Below are 15,722 nucleotides of genomic sequence, written 5' to 3' on the forward strand. Positions count from 1 at the left end.
GGCAGAGCTATGGATACAGGATTAACAAGATTTCACGATTTACACGATCCAGAAAAGAGCGGGATCAACGACCCATAAAAAGCACAGAATGCCGCAGGGCATAAACCCAAATCTTGTTAATCCTGAAATCCTGTTAATCCTGTAAAAAATAGGCTGCCCCCTACCCCACTCTCCCGCCCGCCGAATCATTCGCCCCAGAGCACTTCCGACTCCAACACAACCCATGAACACCCTCGAAGCCATCACCGCCCGCCGCGCCATCAAGCACTTCGACCCAGACCACCGTCTCACCGAGGCAGAAATCCGTCAGCTCCTTGAGGCCGCCATGCAGGCCCCCACCGCCTTCAACATTCAGCACTGGCGTTTCGTCACCGTCACCGATCCCGAATTGCGAAAACAGATCCGCACCGTCGCCTGGGATCAGGCCCAGGTCACCGATGCCTCCCTCCTCATCATCCTCTGCGCCGACAAAGACGCCTGGAAAAAAGACACCGCCCGCTACTGGAAAGGTGCCCCCCAGCCCGTCCAGGACATCCTCGTTCCCGCCATCGGCGGTTATTATCAGGAGCGCGAGCAAGTCCAGCGCGATGAATGCATGCGCTCCACCGGCCTCGCCGGCATGACCCTCATGCTCGCCGCTAAAGCCATGGGCTATGACTCCTGCCCCATGGACGGCTTTGACTTCGACGCCGTCGCCAAGCTCATCAAGCTCCCCGAAGACCACCTCATCTCCTTCATGATCGCCATCGGCAAAGGCACCCAGCCCGCCTGGCCCAAACCCGGCCAGCTCAGCTACGACGAAGTCGTGATCCCCAACACCTTTTAAAGCCCCCCTTGCCCCAGGCAGGCTGCAACTCTTCTGAAAATCAACTTGCAGCCCCGCCTGGAAGGCGTCATGATCACTGCCCGCTGCCCTACAAGGCAAACGGTAAACGGACAGATGCCAGAGTGGTCGATCGGGCTCGCCTGGAAAGCGTGTGAACAGTAAAATGTTCCGAGGGTTCGAATCCCTCTCTGTCCGCCATTCTTCCCCGCACAGTGGAGGTGAAGAATACCCTCCGAATCTCACGGCTCCATTTTTACACTGTATGTCCATGCCCGTGACTCACAATTACGAAAAGCATGACATCGTCCCTTGCAGCCTTTGCAGCGAGACCTTTGTCTGCCTCTGCAATCGTGCGGCTGACTGCCCCTGCGCGCAGGTCAATCTCAGCCGTGACGAGTCCGAATGGATCAGTTGGCAGACCGGCGGCGACTGCGTCTGCATTTCCTGCCTGCTGAAGTTAAGGGGTGAAGCGCGGCTGGCTGTTGTTTAGGCGAATCGTTTTACACCCGCTTTACAGACGGCGTTCATGGGTGCGGGCAGACTGGGGCTGCCATGAAAACACTTCTACGCCCCCTCCGTCATTCCATCCTCGCCCTCATCGCCAGCGCCGCTCTCGCCAGCCCCGCAGCCGAACCCGTCTCGGACAATGCCCTCCGTGACAATGAGTCCCTCGTCCAGATCGCCATCCTTCTGGATACCAGCAACAGCATGGACGGCCTCATCGAGCAGGCCAAAAGCCAGCTCTGGAAAATCGTCAATGAATTCAACGATGCCAAACAGGGCGACAAAATCCCCGTCGTCCAGGTCGCCCTCTACGAGTACGGCAATGACAACCTCAGCATCGGCACCAACTACATCCGCCAGGTCCTCCCCTTCACCCGGGACCTCGACAAAGTCTCCGAGCAGCTCTTCAAGCTCACCACCAACGGCGGCAGCGAATTCTGCGGCGCCGTCATCCGCGATGCGCTCGACAAGCTCACCTGGGACAAAAATGGCAAGACCTACAAGGCCGTCTTCATCGCCGGCAACGAGCCCTTCACCCAGGGTCCCGTCAATTCCCAGGAAGCCTGCAAGGAGGCCATCCAAAAAGGTGTCGTCATCAATACCATCCACTGCGGCAAGCAGATCGAAGGCGAAAACGGCGGCTGGCGCACTGGTGCCGCCCTCGCCGAAGGCCGCTTCCTCACCATTGATCAGGACAAGGCCATCGTTCACATCGAGGCCCCGCAGGACAAAGAAATCACCCGTCTCAGCATTGAGCTGAACAAGACCTACATCATCTATGGCAAAGATGGTGCCCGTGGCGCGGCTAACATGAGCGCCCAGGACAACAATGCCTCCGCTTACAAAAAGGAAGGGGCCGAAGTCCAGCGCGCCCTCACCAAGGCCAGCTCCAACTACAGCAACACCGGTTGGGACCTCGTAGATGCCAATAAAAAAGCCGGGCTCAAACTGGAAAAGATCAAGGAAGACGATCTCCCCGCCGAGCTCAAATCCCTCAAGGCCGACGAACGCCAGGCCTACCTCGACCAGAAAGCTACCGAGCGTGAAAAGATCCAGGCCCAGATCAAAAAGCTGAACGAGGACCGCCAGCAATACGTCACCGAAAAAAGCCGCGAGAACGGCAAGGAAGACACCCTCGACAAAGCCATCGTCAAAGCCGTGCGCGAACAGGCGGCGAAGAAGGAGATCAAGTTCAAGTAACCCCCGGAAGATAAACCATCACCACCTTCCCCACTCACCATGAAAACTCATCTCATCCTCCCCGCCTGCCTGATTGCCTTCACGCTAACCCAGGCCGAAAACCCGGCGGCGGGTCAGCCAATCCCCAATCGCCTGATCTCTTATGAAGGCTTCGAAAAGAACGTCCAGGAGGTCGAAAAAATCCGCGAGGCCCGCCGCCTCACCGAAGAAGAATTTCTCCAAAGGATGTCCCAGCCAGGTGTCGTCATTCTTGATGCCCGCAGCGCCTCCAAGTTCCAGCTCCGCCACATCCATGGAGCCGTGAATCTCAGCCTGCCTGACTTCAATGAAGCCGCCCTGGCTCAGATCATTCCCAGCAAGGACACCCCCGTGCTCATCTACTGCAACAACAACTTCGAAAACAGCCCGATCTCCTTCGCATCGAAGTCCTTCAGTACCGCCCTGAACCTCCACACCTTTGTCAGCCTTCAGGGTTACGGTTACACCAATGTCTATGAACTCGGCCCCTTGCTGGATGTCCACACCACCAGGCTTCCGTTTGCGGGCGAGGAGGTCAAAGAAAAGTAAACGACCCCGATTCATTCGATTGAGACGATCCCGCCTTTCCGTGTAACCTTCCTCCTCATTCCATGCCCACCATCCTTGTCATTGAAGACGACAGCGCCATCCGGCGCGGCGTTACCGATGCCCTGCGCTTCTCCGGTTACGCCGTGCTCGAGGCCGCCGAAGGCCTCTCCGGCATGGACCAGGCAAAGAAGGCCTCCTTTGACCTCATGCTGCTGGATCTGGTGCTCCCCAATCACAATGGATTCGAGATCCTGCGTGCGCTGAAGGAGCACCGCCCCGGCACCCCCGTCATCATCCTTTCCGCCCGCGGGGAGGAGGCAGACCGCGTGAAAGGCTTGAAGTTAGGCGCCGATGACTACGTCGTAAAACCCTTCAGCGTGCGCGAGCTCCTCGCCCGAGTCGAGGCCGTCTTGCGGCGCTCGCCAGAACGGCCCAAGCAGGTCCAGCAAATCCCCTTCCCTGCGGGCATCGCCGATCTCGAGCGCCTGGAACTGCGCTACACCGATGGCGGGCGCGAGGAGCTCTCCGACCGTGAATGCAGCCTCATCGAGTACCTCGCCGCCCACCGTGGGCGTGCCATTTCGCGTGAGGAGCTCCTGCGCCGTGTCTGGCGCATCGAGCCCAAGCACACCGAGACGCGTACCATCGACATGCACATCGCCAATCTCCGGGCCAAGCTGCGTGACAACGGCAGCGAGCCCCAGTTCCTCCTCACCGTGCGTGGCAAAGGCTACATGCTCACCAACGAACCCCTTCCGCCTAACCAAGGATAAATCACCCCATCCATGCGCTCCGTCCTCCGCTGGCTTCTGTTCATCCTCTGCCTCCTGGTTTTCACCGGGGCCATGGGCTGGATCAGCCTGCGCATGCTCAGCATGGAGCAGCAGCGCCGCCACACCGCGAAAGATGCCCAGGTGCAGGAGAAAGTGCGCCTCGCCCTCTGGCGCATGGATTCCCTCGCCAGCGCCCTCTTGATCCGGGAAAACTCCCGCCCCGCTTATCATTACCAGGCCTTCTATGCCCCGGATGATCTCTTTGCCAGCCGCACCCAGAGCATCCCAAAGGGCCAGGCACTCATGCCATCCCCCCTCTTCGGCAGCCTGCCAGATCTCGTCCAGCTACACTTTGAAAGGATCCCCGGCCAGCCCGCGCTGAGCAGCCCTCAGTCCCCAATGGGCAGCCAGAGAGAACTCGCCACCAGTTGGTACACCCTGAGCCCCCAGACCAGCGTCGCCGCCCAAAAGCTGGCCGTTCTTGATGCCTTGATCAAAAAGCACCCCGAGATCCAGAAAGCCCCGGCCATTGGGGCTTCCCAGCTCATCGAAATCAGGCCGCAGGCCGCTTCCGCAGACCCAAAGGAAGGTCAAAAATCCACCGCTGCAAACACCCTACCCGTGGATCTACAAAGCTTTGCCAATGCCACTGAACAATCTCAGCGGGCCCTGATTCTGGATAACAACATCTATCTGGAAAAGAAAGAAGTCGCCAAGCCCCAGCTCAAAAAAGCAGCCCCCCCGCCCGCACCTAAAGCAGCCAAGGCCGATTCCCCCATCACCTCCCCCACGCCTAACAATTCAAGTGCAGGAACGAGTCAGCAATTGGGAGAAGTCGCCCGGCGTTACCAGCAACAGCCCACTTCCACCGACTCAGCAGACGATTCCGCCCCCGCATCCGCACCCAGTCGCCAGTCTCTCCCAGCCCTCGCTGGCGATCTCCAGCCCCTTTGGGTCGAAAATGAACTGCTCCTCATCCGCAATGCCACTCTTGAGGGCACCCCTCGTCTCCAAGGCGTCTGGCTCGACTGGCCCCTGCTCCAGACTCGCCTGCTCGAAACCATCCGCGATCTCCTCCCCGAGGCCACCCTCCTCCAGGTCCCCCCAGACATCGCGCGCACCGATGCCACCGCGCTGGTCACCCTGCCCGTGAAACTGCTCACCGGCCACGTCCCCGTCACCCTCACCGAAGAGGCTTCCCCCCTGAAGCCCGCCCTCATCATCGCCTGGGCCTGCCTCATCACCGCCGCCATCGCCGTCGCCTTCGTACTGCATCGGGCCGTCCTGCTCAGCGAGCGCCGCGGTGCCTTCGTCTCCGCCGTGACGCATGAGCTGCGCACCCCCCTCACCACCTTCCGCCTATATTCAGAAATGCTCGCCGATGACATGGTGCCCGATGCCACCCAACGCCGCAGCTACCTCCAGACCCTCTGCGATGAGTCCACCCGCCTCATGCACCTGGTCGAAAATGTCCTCGCTTACTCTCGCATTGAGCGCGGTCGCACCGCCGGGCGCATGGAGTCCGTACAAGTCAGCTCATTGCTCGACAGGATCCTCCCCCGCCTGCGCCAGCGCGCCGACCAAGTAGCACTGGAACTCACCCTCCAGGCCGATGAAGACGCCCTCCATTCCCAGATCCGCGTGGATACCATGGCCGTGGAGCAAATCCTCTTCAACCTCACCGACAACGCCTGCAAATACGCCGCTCCGGACTGCGATCCGCGTCGCCTGGAACTCACCGTCATGGCCGAAGGCAACACCCTGCGACTGACCCTCCGCGACTTCGGCCCTGGCCTCCCCCCGGCACAGAAAAAGCGTCTCTTCCAGCCCTTCAGCAAATCCGCCACTGAGGCCGCCCACAGCGCCCCCGGCGTCGGTCTCGGCCTCGCACTCAGCCGCCAGCTCGCCCGCGAACTCGGTGGCGACCTCACCTTCACCCAGCCCCCCGGCCGCGGCACCGCCTTCTGCCTCACCCTCAAAAAGCAGCCTCTCGTCTGAGACGATTGAGACACACTAGCTGGTTGAACCAAGCTCCAGCACTCCTGGGCCTGATGCGCATCCCGATGCCTCTTTCCCCAGCCGCAGAGCGGCGTCCGTATCTTAGCCGCGCCTTTCAAGGCGCGGTTTTGGCCCGCGCACCGCTTTCACTCATCGCGTCGCAGCGCGACGCCCGAACGACCGCAATTTCACCCATCCATCACGCTAAATCGTATAAGACGCCCCAGCGCCCGAGAGGTGCGTGGACATTCGCTTCGCGGCTTCGCACCTGTCCGCATCTAAAAACACCGGATGCGCAGCATCCCACTCTCCCGGACCCCAAAGAGCCAAGCTTGCCAAAACCCGTTTCTTCAAGCACCCACCACCCAGGTAAACGCAAAAAATGCGGTTCAAAAATAGGCCTACCAACCCCGGCCTAACAAATAATGCGTTTCAACCATCTTTTTACCATCCCTCTCCCCACCCGCACCAGCGCAAAGCGTCCTGTACTGCGCCAGTTCCCTGGCGCTTTTCGAAAGCTCACCTGCCACCTTCCGCCCCCGGCCTCATCTCCTGTCAATCCTGCCATCTTGTAAATCCTGTCAAAAAAAACCGCCCCCTCTCCCCCGAACCCCGTCCGCCCCCAACCAACACCACTCCCCTTCCCCACCCCATAAAAAAACGGGACAGGCACCCGCAGGCACCCATCCCGTTTTCAAAATAAAAATCTCCGATTAGCGCTTGGCCTTTTTGGCCGCCTTCTTCACCGCTTTCTTGGCCACAGGAGCCGCACCTTTCTTCACAGCCTTCTTGGCCACTGGGGCGGCCTTCTTGGCAGGAGCTGCCTTCTTCGCGGGTGCAGCTTTCTTGGCAGGGGCTACCTTCTTCGCTGGAGCGGCCTTTTTGGCAGGTGCAGCTTTCTTCGCTGGAGCAGCCTTTTTGGCGGCCTTCTTCGCAGGGGCAGCCTTCACAGGAGCCGCCGCTTTCTTGGCACCCTTCGGAGCCTTGGCCTTGACGATACCCGTGATACCGCCTTCGCGGCTCAGGCGCTGCTGCAGTAGCTCTTCACGGAAGGAGATGGCCTCGGCCAGCACTTCGTCGTGGGTTTCCTTCGTATAACGATACACCTTGGAGACCGTCTTGCCCTTTTCGGCACGCACGGAGACGGCGATCAGGCGGGTCACCTTGCCCTTCGCGGTCTTGTATTTGCGATAGGAGATGCCCACATGGCCACTCTTGTTCTTCGCATTCGTCGTGTGGGCGATGCGGCTGGCCTCAATCTCTGGCATCTCGCCCAGAAGCTGGTCACGATATTCGCGGGCCACTTTCAGTGCGCCTTTGGTCCCGCCATACAGGCTGTCGGAGAAATGCTTCGTGTGCAGAGAACCGTTTCTCGAAATGCAGACCTGAAAACCGTGCGTCTGCTTGGAAGCATCGTTACGGGTATCAATGCGTTTGATGTTGCGTTCAGAGAGTGGGTTGGAGCGGCGGCGCATAGGGAAAGAGATCTTTGTAATTGGGGGGAAGGTGGAAATTGAGCGCAACCCCTCTTCGTGCAACCCCAAAGTGATATTTTTTGCATTATTATAGGTTATTCCTTCGCCTTCGAGTCCATCCAAATCGTCACCGGACCATCATTTGTCAGTGCCACCTGCATGTCCGCCCCGAAAACGCCGCACTTCACCGGCAGCTCTTTTCCAAGGCTGGACAGAAAGCCCTCATACAGAGGCACCGCCACCTCCGGCCTCGCCGCACGGATGAAGCTCGGCCGGTTCCCCTTCTTCGTGCTCGCATGCAGGGTAAACTGGCTCACCACCAGCACCTCCCCGCCCACCTCCTTCACGCTCAGGTTCATCTTCCCCTCCGCATCGCCAAAGATCCGCATCTGCGCGATCTTCCCCACCAGCCACTCAGCATCCTCCGCCGTATCCTCAGCCTCCACCCCCAGCAGCACCACCAGCCCGTGGGAAATGGCCGCAGTCACCTCCCCGTCAATGGTCACAGAAGCTTGTTTGGAACGTTGGATCAGGGCGCGCATGGGAGGAAAGGAAGGGACTGCCCGCAAGAATGCAGAAGCACGCCAGGAATGCCACCTTTCCCTTGCGAAATGGCCACTCCAGCGCTCCTTACGCGCCCCTGTTGAGTTGGGCCCTGCCAGGGTTCCGTTCGTTCAGGGATCCCTCATTCAGTCCCGTTACCCATCCCTATGTCCACCGACGTCAAGAACAACACCGCCCTCATGGAGAAAATCGTCTCTCTTTGCAAGCGCCGCGGTTTCATCTTCCAAAGCAGCGAGATCTACGGCGGCTGTGGCGGTGTCTGGGACTACGGCCCGCTGGGTGCCGAACTGAAGCGCAACCTGCGCACCGCCTGGTGGAACGCCATGACCCGCGAACGTGAAGACGTCCTCGGCCTGGATGCCAGCATCCTCATGAACCCCGCCATCTGGAAAGCCAGCGGCCATGTGGACACTTTCGCCGACCTCATGCGCGAATGCTCCCTCACCAACAAACGCGTCCGTGCCGACCACGTGGACCCGCAGGAAGGCGTCATCATGAACTACACCGGTGCCGAAGCCCCCACTGGCTGGAAGCTCGACCGCGTCATCTCTGTCCTCATGAAAAAGGGCGAGCACATCGAAAGCTTTCGCAAACGCGTCCGCACCCTCATTGCCTCCAATGCTGGTGAAACCGCAGGCAAGATCGAAGAGATCATTTTGTTAGGCGAAGCCAAAGGCGACACCATCGAAGGCAGCGTCGATTTCCATCCGGAAACCGGCGGTGCCCTCGGCCCGGCTCGCCCCTTCAACCTCATGCTCAAGACCTACCTCGGCCCCACCGCCACCGAGGACGACGTCACCTACCTGCGCCCAGAGACGGCCCAGGCCATCTTTGCCCAGTTCAAGAACGTCTTCGACTCCAGCCGCATGAAGGTCCCCTTCGGCGTCTGCCAGATCGGCAAGGCCTTCCGCAACGAGGTCACCCCGAAGAACTTCACCTTCCGCAGCCGCGAGTTCGAGCAGATGGAGCTCGAATTCTTCATCAAGCCCGATGAAGCCGTCGAAATCATCAGCGGCGAAGTCGCCGTTTGGAGCGAAGGTGCCGACCTCAGCGAACCGCAGCCCAACTGGGGCTGGGACCTCTGGCACCGTTATTGGGTGGATCAGCGCACGAAATTCTACGAAGGCATCGGCCTCGGTGGCGTGCTGGAATACTACTGGCAGACACCCGAAGACCTCGCCCACTATGCCCGCGCCTGCGTGGACATCCTCTGCGACTTCCCCTTCGGCACCGAAGAACTCGAGGGCATCGCCGCCCGTGGCTCTTTCGATTTGACGGCCCACCAAACCGCCAGCGGCAAGACCCAGGAAGTCTTCGACGAAGACCTCAAAAATGCCGCTGTCAAACTGACCGACGAGCAGAAGGAAGCCCTCATCCAGAAACGCCTCGCCGCCGAGCAGGCCAAGGTCAAAGGCGAGCCCATGCCCGAAGCCGACGTCCGCGCCTGGTTCGAACGCCTCTTCAAAGGCAACTACGTCCCGCACGTCATCGAGCCCTCCGCCGGCCTCGACCGCATGGCCCTTGCCATCATCGCCAATGCCTTTGTTGAGGAAGAAAAAGCCGATGTAAACGGCAAGGTGGAAAACCGCACCTACTTGCGCCTGCATCCTCGTGTGGCCCCCATCAAAGTCGGCGTCTTCCCCCTCCTGAAGAACAAGCCCGAGCTCGTCGCCAAGGCCCGCGAAGTCTATGCCCTCCTCAAGAAGCACATGAACTGCTTCTACGACGAGACCGCCGCCATCGGCCGCCGCTACGCACGCCAGGACGAAGTCGGCACCCCCTTCGGCATCACCATTGACTTCGAAACCCTCGGCGAAAAAGGCCCCGAGCTCCAGGACACCGTCACCCTCCGCCACCGCGACGGTGGTGAGCAGGAACGCGTCAAAATCGCCGACCTCCTGCCAAAGCTCCTAGCCGCTGTCAGCTGAGCCTCGATGTCTTGACGGCCTTGACCTAACTTGACCGACTTGACCACCCCCAAACCGGCCTCCGTGATGCTCGCATCCGGAGGTCTTTTTTTGCAATGAGCCCGCAGGGCTGGCCAACGAGTAGCCGGAGTGTCAGGCGAGCCTCAGCGAGCCAGACCTCCGGCAGCTCGAACAAAGCCCCCACAGAAGATCAACCCGTCAGGGTTGCCCTATCATGTCGCGGCAGGAGTTACTTGCTCGGGTCGTTCGAACTCCCCTGCCCGATTGCCGAACACTTCCCGATGTTCCAAATGTGCCCCAGGCACCCAGGCACATCATAAAAACTTGCCTGTCGCAACGCCATTGGAATAGGGTCAAAGTGATCTCTTTAGTGACCTCGCATTCCATCCCATGTGGCCTTTCACTGAACCTCAAAATACAGCCACCTTTGCCAGCCGGCACATCTTCACCGGCGATGTCATTTGTCACGTCTATCACTCCTGGGAGGATGGCTCCTGGTCATTTCTCCCGGATCGTGAAACTCAGAGCGAGGACGGCCTGATTGTCTGCCTCCATAATATTTACGAGAGAGATCCCTCCATCGGAGATCTGGCCGACCTGCCCTATGGATGGAAAGCGACACGTGCAGGCAAAGACCAGCCTTGGGAAAGGATGAAGGACCATCCTTATGCCGAACATTCAACTCATGGCTACTACCTGATAGAAGTAGCCAACTATCCAACCGTACAGCCAAAACCACCCTCTGAATCCGCTCGAAAAGATCTCGCTCCTGGAGACTTGGTGAAATTGTTTTTTCGCTTCTCAGCAGAAGACTCGCCCTTTGAGGATTATGATACCGAGCGGATGTGGGTCAGCATTCAGCACGTGGATGAGGATGAAGGCCGGTATCAGGGCGTGCTGGACAATGATCCGCAGCATGAAGGGGCCATCTCCTGCGGAGATTCCCTTTGGTTCAGCCCCAATCATGTGTTTGCCATTCATGGTTAGCCCCCACCTACTGGGGAGCCGGTGTCTATGAATGCGATTCAGCCTCCGTCATGCTCGCATCCAGAGGCCTTTTTTATGTTCCCCGCCCCATGCCCCCCCTTGCTGCTCCTCGCACCACACATGTCAGGTGAAACATAACACCCACTCCAAAACGAGCTTGAACAAGAATTCATCATCCATTCTAAGAATGAAATGACCTTTGTTGCCAAGCTCCAGGCCTTCTTTACGACTCGCACCGTTGTAGCCTTCTTGTTAGCCTGGATTGCCTATCATTTCGTCAATTCGGGAATCCGGCAGAATGTTCCAGCCAAAATGGTTGTGGCGGGCATACTTTTCGTGGTGGCCCTGGGCCTGCTTTTACGAACTCGGTGGGGCCTTTATGCAGCGCTTGTGGCGATATTGGGTTTGGCCCTGAATTCAGCCTCCAAGCTTGATCCAAACAACTTGGATCTCTGGGGCCTTTTTCGCATTTTCGCCATTGGCTGGTCAGGATGGTATCTCTGGAAGCAACCGGACGAACGCTGGTTCGGAGGTTCAGACATTGCGATTTCGAAGGCTGACGAGGACGATGAAAAACCCATCATCTCTCTGGTGCAGTTGCGCAGCAGCCTCCGTTTCCTGGAGGCCGAGGTCCTCGCCCATGCGCTCTCCGACGCCTGGGACCTGAAAATTGTCGCAGGCGATGATCCCCCTGATGATGCCGATGGTTTTGTCGGTGGGCATAGCCCTCATTTCATCGTGATGGTCACCCGCCCCCATATGGCCCTGTTCACCGTTCACAACATTGAAGCTCCATACTTTGATGAAGTGGAGGACGTCGCCACCAAGGTGAACAATCTGCGCTTCGCCGACGTGATCCAGTCCCATACCGCCTGGCTCGCCGTGGACTTCATGAGCAGTAGCAATGACAAGCTTCCCGTTGAAGTCGCTTACCAAATGATTGGCAAGGCCATTGCGGCTCTCGCCGATGACGACACCATCGGCATCTTCGCGACGGAGCATGGCTACTTCAATCTATGGTCACCCGAATTGGAGACATCCCTCATGGGTCCCGATCCACTCGCCATCTTTCTCAAAGAAGTCAAAGCCCCCGTGATTGGCGTCCCCAATGGCGATTCGATTGAGCAGGCCATCGCTGAAGCCCGACGCCGATGGCCAGAGTTTGCCACCGCTTTCCAAACCCGGCAGCCCGGAGACACCCGTTTCATCGTCAAGGCCCCCTTCACCAGTGAAGACGGCGATACCGAACACATGTGGCTTGAGGTCTTCGGTCTGGAGCCCGAATACGTCCACGGTCACCTGATCAACGATCCCTTCCATAACAAAAAGTTAAAACAGGGCTCCCAGGTCGAAGTCGCCGTCGCCGAAATTTCAGACTGGCTTTACCCCGACGCTCAGGACAATCCCAAAGGCAATTTTACAGCCCGTGTCGTGAATGCAGCCTCCAACCCCAAACGCAAAGATTAAATCCACAAAAAAGGCGCGCAGGACTCATCATCCTGCACGCCTCTACCGTTAAAATTCACCCTAAACCAGACACTCCGCGATCTGAACCGCATTGAGCGCCGCTCCTTTCAGGAGCTGATCACCCACGACCCAGAAGGCCAGGCCATTGTCCAGAGCACAGTCCACACGCAGACGACCCACGGCGCAGTTGTCACGGCCAGCGATGTCCAGAGCCAAGGGATACTGTTTGTTAGCCGGATCATCCAGCACATCCAGACCTGGGGCCTTGGAGAGCACGTCACGCGCAGCCTCCACGCTCACCGGCTTCTCAAACTCCGCGCTAATGGCGATGCTGTGCGCGCGAAAGACCGGGATGCGCACGCAAGTGACAGACGCACGGAAATCCGGGTGGTGCATGATCTTGCGCCCCTCGTTTTCCATCTTCATCTCTTCCTTCGTGTAGCCGCTGTCCAGGAACGAATCCACATGCGGGATCGCATTGAAGGCGATCTGATGCGGATACACATGCGGCTTGGAGTCCAGCTTCGCAGCATCCCACGCACGGTTTTCAGCCGCCCATTCGCGGGACTGGTTCGCCAGTTCCTCGATCGCCTGCGCGCCCGTGCCGGATACGGCCTGGTAGCTGGAGGCAAAGATGCGCTTCACGCCAAAGGCCTGGTGCAGAGGATACAGCGCCATCAGCGAAATCGCCGTCGTGCAGTTCGGATTCGCAATGATGCCCTGGTGATTCTTCGCATCCGCCGCATTGATCTCAGGCACCACCAGAGGCACCGTCGGGTCCTGGCGGAAGAAGGAGGAATTGTCCACCACCACCGCCCCGGCCTTCACCGCATGCGGGGCAAAGTCACGGGAAATGCCACCACCCGCGCTGAACAGCGCGATGTCCACACCCGCAAAGCTCTCCGGGGTCAGCTCCTTGATGGTCACGTCTTCACCTTTGAATTTCATCGTCTTGCCCGCGCTGCGTGCGCTGGCGAGAAGGGTGAGTTGGCCGACGGGGAAATTCCGCTGTTCCAGACAGCGCAGCATTTCCACCCCCACCGCTCCGGTGGCGCCGACGACTGCGACGTGCTTGAGGTTGCTCATGGTTGTTGTGTTCTTGGTTTGGGAAAAAGGGCAGTCAGGTTAGGCCCGGATTCGGGATTCGCAAGAGAGCGCTTCAAATCCCTCACGAATACTGGAATCACCCGATTTCATCCTTTCCTGTCCCGCCACCCACCCTCCACCCCTACTGCCAGGCCCTAAAACTCCCGTTTTTCCTGAGTCGGATTCCACCAATCCAGTATTGCCAGCATAGGTTAGCTGCATGTAGCCTGGACTTTCCTGCGTTTAATTCGTCCGTTTCAACCCCACCCCATGAGCAAGAAGAAAGCTGCCAAGCCCGCCCCCAAGAAAGCCGCTGCCAAGAAGTCTGCCGGTAAATCCCAGACCATCATGACGGAAAACCGCGTCTTTAAACCCAGCGCAGAATTTTCCAAAAAAGCCCGCGTCGGCAGCATGGCGGAATACCGCCGCATGTATGAGGAGTCCATCAAGCACCCGGACAAATTCTTCGGCCGCGAGGCCAAGGAACTCCAGTGGCAAAAGCCCTACACCAAGGTCATGGAGTGGAAATGCCCGAACGCCAAATGGTTCGTCGGCGGCAAACTCAACGTCAGCGAAAACTGCCTCGACCGCCACCTGGTGGGGCCTAACAAAACAAAAGCCGCCCTCATCTGGGAAGGCGAACCCGGCGAAAAACGCGTCCTCACCTACCAGCAGCTTCACCGCGAAGTCTGCCGCTTTGCCAATGTGCTCAAGCGCAACAAAGTGAAAAAGGGCGACCGCGTCATGATCTACCTGCCGATGATCCCGGAGGCCGCCATCGCCATGCTGGCGTGTACCCGCATCGGTGCCATACACAGCGTCGTCTTCGGCGGCTTCAGCGCAGAAAGCATCAAGGACCGCGTCCTCGATTGCGGAGCCAAAATCGTCATCACCTCCGATGGTGGCTACCGCCGTGGTGCCGTCGTCCCCCTCAAGAAAAATGTGGACGATGCCCTCAAAGGTGGCGACACCCCGGTGGAAACCGTCATCGTCTTCCGCCGCACCGGCCAGGACGTTCACATCGAGGAAGGCCGCGATGTCTGGTGGCACCGCGAACTGGAATACGTGGATGCTCACTGCCCCGCCGCCGTCCTCGATTCCGAGGCCCCTCTCTTCATCCTCTACACCAGCGGCAGCACGGGCAAACCCAAGGGCATCCTTCACAGCACCGCAGGCTACCTCCTGCACGCCCAGATGACCTGCAAATACGTCTTCGACCTGCGCGATGACGATGTGTACTGGTGCACCGCCGATGTCGGCTGGGTCACCGGCCACAGCTACATGGTCTATGGCCCCCTCTCCCTCGGTGCCACCTCCCTCATGTACGAAGGCGCACCGAACTGGCCGGAAAACGACCGCTTCTGGAAGATCATCGAAGAATACGCCGTCACCGTCTTCTACACCGCCCCCACCGCCATCCGCGCCTTCATGAAATGGGGCGATGAGTGGCTCAAAAAGCACGATCTCTCCAGCCTCCGCCTCCTCGGCACCGTGGGTGAGCCGATCAACCCCGAAGCCTGGATGTGGTACCACACCCAGGTTGGTAGCAGCAAATGCCCCATCGTGGACACCTGGTGGCAGACCGAAACCGGCGGCCACATGATCACCCCCATCCCCGGCGCCACCCCCACCAAGCCCGGCACCGCCACCCTCCCCTTCTTCGGCGTGGATGTCGCCATCGTCGATGACCTCGGCAAAGAAGTCGGCAAGGATGAACAGGGCAAGCTCGTCATCCGCAAACCTTGGCCCTCCATGCTTCGCGGCATTTGGGGCGATAAGAAACGCTACCACGAAACCTACTGGAGTGAATTCGAAGGCTGGTACTTCGCAGGCGACGGCGCACGCCGTGACAAAGACGGCTACATCTGGATCATCGGCCGCATTGACGATGTCCTCAATGTCGCAGGCCACCGCCTCGGCACCGCCGAAGTCGAAAGCGCCCTCGTCTCCCACCCCTCCGTGGCCGAGGCCGCCGTCGTTGGCCGTCCGGATGAAATGAAGGGCCAAGGCGTCGTCTGTTTCGTCACCGTCAAGGAAGGCATCACTACAGGCCGCGACCTCGCAGACGAGCTTAAAAAGCACGTCCGCAAAGTCATCGGCCCCGTCGCCACCCCGGATGAAGTCCGCTTCGCCGCCGCCCTGCCCAAGACCCGCTCCGGCAAGATCATGCGTCGCCTGCTCAAACAAATCGCCGCAGGCGAAGTCATCAAAGGCGACACCACCACCCTGGAGGACCTCAGCGTCATCGCCCAGCTCGCCGCCAGCGGAGAGGATTAATTTCCCCTTCCACACTTCCGGTTAAACCAGACCCACGCAGGCAACTGCGTGGGTCTTTTCATGCCCCCCG

At 59.2% G+C, this 15,722-nt stretch carries 13 protein-coding genes and 1 tRNA gene; 11 read left to right on the forward strand and 3 right to left on the reverse strand.

The annotated features are described in order from the left end of the window. The first annotated feature begins 223 nt into the window (after positions 1–223). The 7 genes from ABEB25_RS08360 to ABEB25_RS08390 all read left to right on the forward strand — a co-directional run bounded on the left by ABEB25_RS08360 (position 224) and on the right by ABEB25_RS08390 (position 5,868). Positions 224–826, forward strand: coding sequence for a nitroreductase family protein (locus ABEB25_RS08360; RefSeq protein WP_345735936.1), 603 nt, complete (start codon positions 224–226; stop codon positions 824–826). A gap of 108 nt (positions 827–934) precedes the next feature. Further along, a tRNA-Ser gene (locus tag ABEB25_RS08365) sits at positions 935–1,024 on the forward strand. A gap of 64 nt (positions 1,025–1,088) precedes the next feature. Beyond that, positions 1,089–1,316 (forward strand): hypothetical protein, encoded by a 228-nt coding sequence (locus ABEB25_RS08370; protein WP_345735937.1) that lies wholly within the window; start codon positions 1,089–1,091, stop codon positions 1,314–1,316. A 62-nt stretch (positions 1,317–1,378) separates the two neighbouring features. Beyond that, entirely contained in the window at positions 1,379–2,530 is a 1,152-nt protein-coding gene (locus tag ABEB25_RS08375; RefSeq protein WP_345735938.1) for a vWA domain-containing protein, read from the forward strand. Between the two features lie 39 nt (positions 2,531–2,569). Beyond that, a complete protein-coding gene (locus ABEB25_RS08380) occupies positions 2,570–3,097 on the forward strand; it encodes a rhodanese-like domain-containing protein (protein WP_345735939.1) in 528 nt (175 codons plus the stop codon). A gap of 62 nt (positions 3,098–3,159) precedes the next feature. Continuing rightward, a complete protein-coding gene (locus ABEB25_RS08385) occupies positions 3,160–3,870 on the forward strand; it encodes a response regulator transcription factor (RefSeq protein ID WP_345735940.1) in 711 nt (236 codons plus the stop codon). Between the two features lie 12 nt (positions 3,871–3,882). After that, on the forward strand, positions 3,883–5,868 hold the full coding sequence (locus ABEB25_RS08390) for a sensor histidine kinase (RefSeq protein ID WP_345735941.1): 1,986 nt from the start codon (positions 3,883–3,885) through the stop codon (positions 5,866–5,868). A 713-nt stretch (positions 5,869–6,581) separates the two neighbouring features. Here the strand turns inward: ABEB25_RS08390 and ABEB25_RS08395 are convergent. Together ABEB25_RS08395 and dtd are read right to left on the reverse strand one after the other, a co-directional pair. Next, positions 6,582–7,343, reverse strand: a complete 762-nt coding sequence (locus ABEB25_RS08395; protein WP_345735942.1) for a hypothetical protein — start codon at positions 7,341–7,343, stop codon at positions 6,582–6,584. Positions 7,344–7,438: 95 nt separating this feature from the next. Then, positions 7,439–7,885 carry a D-aminoacyl-tRNA deacylase gene (dtd, locus tag ABEB25_RS08400; RefSeq protein WP_345735943.1) on the reverse strand — a complete coding sequence of 149 codons (447 nt, stop codon included), beginning with the start codon at positions 7,883–7,885 and terminating at the stop codon, positions 7,439–7,441. A gap of 168 nt (positions 7,886–8,053) precedes the next feature. On the opposite strand from dtd, the gene ABEB25_RS08405 reads away from it, so the two are divergent. From ABEB25_RS08405 to ABEB25_RS08415, 3 genes are all read left to right on the forward strand, one after another. Next, positions 8,054–9,835, forward strand: a complete 1,782-nt coding sequence (locus ABEB25_RS08405; RefSeq protein ID WP_345735944.1) for a glycine--tRNA ligase — start codon at positions 8,054–8,056, stop codon at positions 9,833–9,835. Between the two features lie 390 nt (positions 9,836–10,225). Next, positions 10,226–10,822, forward strand: coding sequence for a hypothetical protein (locus ABEB25_RS08410; protein WP_345735945.1), 597 nt, complete (start codon positions 10,226–10,228; stop codon positions 10,820–10,822). A gap of 192 nt (positions 10,823–11,014) precedes the next feature. Next, positions 11,015–12,289 (forward strand): DUF2314 domain-containing protein, encoded by a 1,275-nt coding sequence (locus tag ABEB25_RS08415; protein ID WP_345735946.1) that lies wholly within the window; start codon positions 11,015–11,017, stop codon positions 12,287–12,289. 60 nt (positions 12,290–12,349) lie between these two features. On the opposite strand, the gene ABEB25_RS08420 is transcribed toward ABEB25_RS08415, so the two are convergent. Then, the gene (locus ABEB25_RS08420) at positions 12,350–13,375 is read right to left on the reverse strand and encodes an aspartate-semialdehyde dehydrogenase (protein WP_345735947.1); all 1,026 of its coding nucleotides are present in this window, start codon (positions 13,373–13,375) and stop codon (positions 12,350–12,352) included. A gap of 348 nt (positions 13,376–13,723) precedes the next feature. On the opposite strand from ABEB25_RS08420, the gene acs reads away from it, so the two are divergent. Further along, the gene (acs, locus tag ABEB25_RS08425; RefSeq protein ID WP_345736244.1) at positions 13,724–15,652 is read left to right on the forward strand and encodes an acetate--CoA ligase; all 1,929 of its coding nucleotides are present in this window, start codon (positions 13,724–13,726) and stop codon (positions 15,650–15,652) included. Positions 15,653–15,722: the final 70 nt, after the last annotated feature.

Origin of the sequence: Prosthecobacter algae (assembly GCF_039542385.1) — a bacterium.
In the GTDB taxonomy this organism is placed as follows: Bacteria; Verrucomicrobiota; Verrucomicrobiia; order Verrucomicrobiales; family Verrucomicrobiaceae; genus Prosthecobacter; species Prosthecobacter algae.